Origin of the sequence: Nitratidesulfovibrio liaohensis (assembly GCF_011682075.1) — a bacterium.
Taxonomy (GTDB): Bacteria; Desulfobacterota; Desulfovibrionia; order Desulfovibrionales; family Desulfovibrionaceae; genus Cupidesulfovibrio; species Cupidesulfovibrio liaohensis.
The window spans coordinates 1-3,546 of the sequence record NZ_VSMK01000291.1 but is presented as its reverse complement, the minus strand read 5'-3'; the positions used below and the strand labels follow the sequence as shown (position 1 = coordinate 3,546).

Genomic DNA, 3,546 nt, shown 5'->3' with positions numbered 1-3,546 from the left:
GGCGCACACCGGCGACCACCGTCCCGTGCTCGATCTGGTGCGGGCCATCCGCGCCGTGCGCGGCGACGAGGACGTGTTCCTCATCGTGCTTACCGAACCGGACGACCATGCCCTGCGGGCCGATGCGCTGGCCATGGGCGCCAACGACGCCCTGCGCCTGCCGCTGGAACCGCTGGAACTGGACGCCCGCGTGTCCGTGGGTGCCCGGCAGGCCCGCATGGCCCGCCGACTGCGCGCCTATTCCGACAGACTGACCCGCGAGATGGCCCGCGTGGCCGAATTGCAGATGCGTCTGCTGCCTTCTTCCTCGCCGTATCTGCCCGGCCTGCATGTGGAAAGCCTGTACCGCCCCTCCGGCGATGCCAGCGGCGATTATTTCGACTACTTCCTGCTGCCCCCGCGCCCCCCGGCCGATGCCGTCCCGCCTGCATCCCCGGAACAGCCCGACCCGCCAACACGACATGTCCCACCCGACGCCGACGCCCCGGTGCTGCGGGTGGTCATTGCCGACGTATCCGGACATGGTGCCCGCGCCGCCTTTCTCATGAGCATCGTGCGCACCCTGGTGCGCGCCCAGAACGACGGCGCCGCCGCCCGCCATGCCGACGGCATGCCGCCCCAGCCGCTGCCGGAGACCGTGCGGCGCATCAACCGGCACCTGGTGGACATCATCGGCGGCGAGCCGGACTTCGTCACCCTGTTCGCTGGCGACATCGACTTTGCCGCGGGCACGCTGGAATACGTCAACGCCGGCCACTGCCCGGCCCTGCTGCGCGGGGGTGACGGACAGATCACCCGTCTGCCTTCCAACGCGCCGTTGCTGGGGTTCTTCAATGCCGATTTCGCGGCGGAACTGCGCGCCTTTCCGCCCGGCAGCCAGTTGCTGCTGTTCACCGACGGCCTGCACGACTGGACGGCGCCCGGTGGCACGCATCTTGGCCCGGAACGATTCCTGGAACTGACCGAACCGTGCCTGCGCGCGGGCAACGAGGTGCTTGCCGCCATGGAATCGGCCCTGCGCGATGCGGCAGGGGGCATGCCGCCCTTCCGTGACGACGTGACCGCCCTGTGGATACGCCGTGACGGCCCCATCATGGGCGCACCGGTCAAGTCAAACGAGCAGGTCAGGCCGGGTGAACTGGTCAAGCCAGACGAGCAGGTCAGGCCGGGCGAACTGGTCAAGCCAGACGAGCAGGTCAGGCCAGACGAACCCGCCAAGGCCGATTGAACGGAAACGCGCCATGCACAGCTACGAATTCTCCACCACCGCCCTGCGCGAAACCTATCGCCCCTTCGTGCGCGGCATTGCCGCGACCATGGCCGCCTACCTGGCCGCGCCCACACTGGTGCATCCCCTGGAACTGGTCACGGCGGAGGCATGCGCCAACGTGGTGCGCCACGCCTACCCGGAAGGACAGCCCGGCCCGGTGCGGGTGCGCCTGACGGTGACCCCGCGCGTGGGCATGGAACTGGCCGTCACCGACTGGGGGCGCGGCTGCCCAGTCTGCCCGCTGCCCCCGCCCGGCGTGTCTGGCGCTGCCCGCACATCCGACATGCCGGGGGTACCCCCCGAAGCCACGTCCGGACGGGGCTTGCGCATCATCGCCTGCCTGTGCGATGCCGTGACGGGTGATGCCGGTCCGGACGGCAACACCCTGCACCTGCAATTGGCCATCCCGGAGGAACAATGGCGCACCTCGAACTTGACGATCACGGAAACATCCTTGTCGCGGCGCTGACCGGCGAACTGACCCTGGCCAACGCCACGGAGGTCCGCAACGAACTGGAACGGCTGTTCGCCCGCAAGGGCGTGTCCGACGTGGTGCTGGACCTTGGCGCCGTGTCGTTCATGGACAGCTCCGGGCTGGGCACGCTGGTGGCCGCCAGCACCAAGGCCCGGTCCATGGGCCGCCGCCTGCTGCTGTACCGGCCCACCGCCGAAGCGGTGCACACCATGGAAACCGCGCAACTCACCGGGTTCTTCCCCATCCTTGATGACGAGGAAGATCTGCTGGCCCTGCTGCCGGATTAATCCCGCAAGCACGGAGCATGTGCAGATCGGTCACGGCAGAACACGGTCTTCCCCCGCCCGCAGTCCGGGTACGCGGCGCGCCACGCGGCGCCGCAGGCACAGCCCACGGAGAGCGCCACATGCCATATTACCTGCGCCACCATTTCGAGCCCGACTTCGACTACATGCACCTGAAGCCAAAGGCGGACGATGCCGGCAACATCGACCGCTACAATCTCGGCTACGTCCAGAACGTGGTGAAGGGACAGGTGCTGGCGGAACTGGTGCCGCTGGAGGAAGCAGGCGAAGGCCCGCTGGACCCGCGCCACGTGTACGACACACCGCCCGCCGAACTGCCCTGCGGCCCCAACTGCGAACTGGATCCCGATTCGCCCAACCGGGTGGTGGCCGACGCCAACGGGTACGTCTTCTACCACGACGGGCTGATCACGGTGAAGAAGATGCTCAACGTGCGCCGCGACGTGGACTTTCACACCGGCAACATCTTTTTCGTGGGCGACATGGCCATCCATGCCGACGTGAAGCCCGGCTTCGAAATCCAGGCCGACAATATTCTGGTCAAGGGCGTGGTGGAAGGCGCGGTGGTGCGTGCGCGCGGGGCCATTGCCTGCGAAAGCGGCATCAAGGGCGGCAAGAGCTGCCTGCTGGATGCGGGCGACACCCTGCGGGTGCCCTTTGCCGAAAATGCGGAACTGCGCTCGCACGGCAACATGTACATCGAGCGCTTTGCCCTGCACTGCCGTATCTACGCCGGGGCGAACCTCGTCGTGAAGGACCGCGTGCAGGGGGGGACCGTGCACGGCGCGGGCGTGGTGTACATCGAAAACCAGTTGGGCGGGGCCCAGGGCACCCCCACCAAGGTCAACCTGGGGTACGACCCGTTCAAGTTCCGCAAGATCACCCGGCTGGAGGAAAACATCCGCGACCTGCGCCAGCGCATCATCCACTACGAGGCCGTGGCCGCCGATACACCGGCGGGCAAGGAAGAGCCGGTGCGCCGCCTGGAGGCCGCGCTGAAGAAGATGGACCGGCTGCTGCGCCAGCGCGCCGCGCTGTGGCAAGACCTGAAGCGCGGCGGCCCCATAGCCGAACGCTGCCGCCTGGTGGTGCCGGGGCGCATCATGCCCGGCGTGGAGATTTCCATCGAGGAATCATGGATGGAAGTGCGCGAGGAATTGCGCGACGTGCGCATCATTTTGCGTGACGGCGAACTGGCGGTGGAATCGCCCGCCCTGCCCCCCGGGCACGGCGCCGCCCACCGCTGACGGACCGCAGGAACCGCACTGGCGCGCCCGTATCCCCTCCAACCGCAACCGGGCGCTGCCCCGAGCAAAGGCATTTCACGGACCATGCCGCCAGTTGACGATACCCCGCGCCATACAGCCCCCCGCCCCGGGCTGGCGGCCCGCGTGCTGCCCTCGCCCCGCCCGCAGGGCACGGGTGCCGACGATACGTCCGTCACCGACATCGAAGTGACCGTGGATGGCCGCACCATGGCCATGCTGGGCCCCGGC

General features: G+C 68.4%; 4 protein-coding genes. All 4 read left to right on the top strand.

The window, feature by feature from the left end; genetic code table 11:
• Nucleotides 1-1,228: PP2C family protein-serine/threonine phosphatase (locus tag FVW27_RS10525; RefSeq protein ID WP_243838343.1), on the top strand; the 1,228-nt coding region annotated here is incomplete at its 5' end.
• A 13-nt stretch (nt 1,229-1,241) separates the two neighbouring features.
• Complete coding sequence (locus FVW27_RS10520; RefSeq protein WP_167124962.1) at nt 1,242-1,739, top strand: ATP-binding protein; 498 nt, start codon at nt 1,242-1,244, stop codon at nt 1,737-1,739.
• Complete coding sequence (locus tag FVW27_RS10515; RefSeq protein ID WP_167124960.1) at nt 1,688-2,032, top strand: STAS domain-containing protein; 345 nt, start codon at nt 1,688-1,690, stop codon at nt 2,030-2,032. The genes FVW27_RS10520 and FVW27_RS10515 overlap by 52 nt, the downstream gene beginning before the upstream one ends.
• Nucleotides 2,033-2,151: 119 nt before the next feature.
• Entirely contained in the window at nt 2,152-3,297 is a 1,146-nt protein-coding gene (locus FVW27_RS10510; RefSeq protein ID WP_167124958.1) for a FapA family protein, read from the top strand.
• The last annotated feature ends 249 nt before the right edge of the window (nt 3,298-3,546 follow it).